This window comes from Bacteroides sp. 1_1_14, from assembly GCF_000162515.1.
Taxonomy (GTDB): domain Bacteria; phylum Bacteroidota; class Bacteroidia; order Bacteroidales; family Bacteroidaceae; genus Bacteroides; species Bacteroides thetaiotaomicron.
Genome location: NZ_GG774744.1, coordinates 1 through 972, shown reverse-complemented (window position 1 = coordinate 972; position 972 = coordinate 1). Strand labels below are relative to the sequence as shown.

Genomic DNA, 972 nt, shown 5'->3' with positions numbered 1-972 from the left:
TGCATCGCTAATTTTTTTACAAAACCAATAATTTTATAAAAATATACAGCTCTGTTTTTTATATTGATTGCAATTACACCAATATTTCTCAAATTGTTATGTCCACTGGCAAATAGCAGAATATTGTCAGAAATCGAATTAGAACTACGATGCTCCAAGGTTTCTCCTTCAACAGTATGAAAAAGAGCATTTTTTAAAACTCTTATTATATTTGAACGGTTGGAAAATTCTAATTTCCACTTCGTAATATTTGTTTATGGAGATGGTTTGCTGTTTAGGTTCTCCTCCATTATATTGCAAATAGAACTCTTTCAGTCTTTCCGGCAAAACATGACCCAACTTGCTCTCAACTTCTTCAAAATCTTTGAGAGTAAGACTTTTTTGACAATTTTCTAATTCTATCTTCATATTCATTCTTTTTATGGGCAGATAACGTTATACTATCAGCCGATTTGGCTGTTATTTTCTTTAAGTATCAGACCTCGTCTTCCTCCATCAACAGATCGTCCAACGGGCTTTTGATATTGCTTTTGAAAGTGTCGGCTATGTGGACATACCTTTCCGTTGTCTTGATGTTGTTATGTCCCATAAGCTCTTTCACAATCTTGATGTCGGTTCCTTGCTCCAGCAAGTGGGTGGCGAACGAATGGCGCAGCAGGTGCGGATAAATCCGTTTCGTGATTCCCGCTTCCCGGGCCGCTGCCTTCAGCCGTTTCGACACGATACTCTCGGTGAAAGGTTCGCCCGGTCTGTGTTCAAAAAGCCACACTTTCGGTTTGTATAGTCTGTTATATTCCGTCAGCTTTTTCATCAACGGTTTTGATAGCAGGGTGTAGCGGTCTTTTTTTCCTTTACCCTGCCGCACCCGTATCAGGGAGCGGGATTCGTTGATGTCGCCGGGTTTCAGTTCCAGCAGTTCGCTGATGCGCAATCCTGCGGAATAGAGTATGGAGAACATGCAGAAGAAGCGCA

The 972-nt window shown here is 40.7% G+C and carries 1 protein-coding gene and 1 pseudogene; both read right to left on the bottom strand.

Translation table 11 applies throughout. The features are described from left to right. A pseudogene (locus HMPREF9007_RS00100) lies at positions 1–414 on the bottom strand (SMI1/KNR4 family protein); the annotation flags it as partial. A 61-nt stretch (positions 415–475) separates the two neighbouring features. Then, on the bottom strand, positions 476–972 hold a 497-nt coding region (locus HMPREF9007_RS00105), incomplete at its 5' end, for a tyrosine-type recombinase/integrase (protein WP_032850882.1).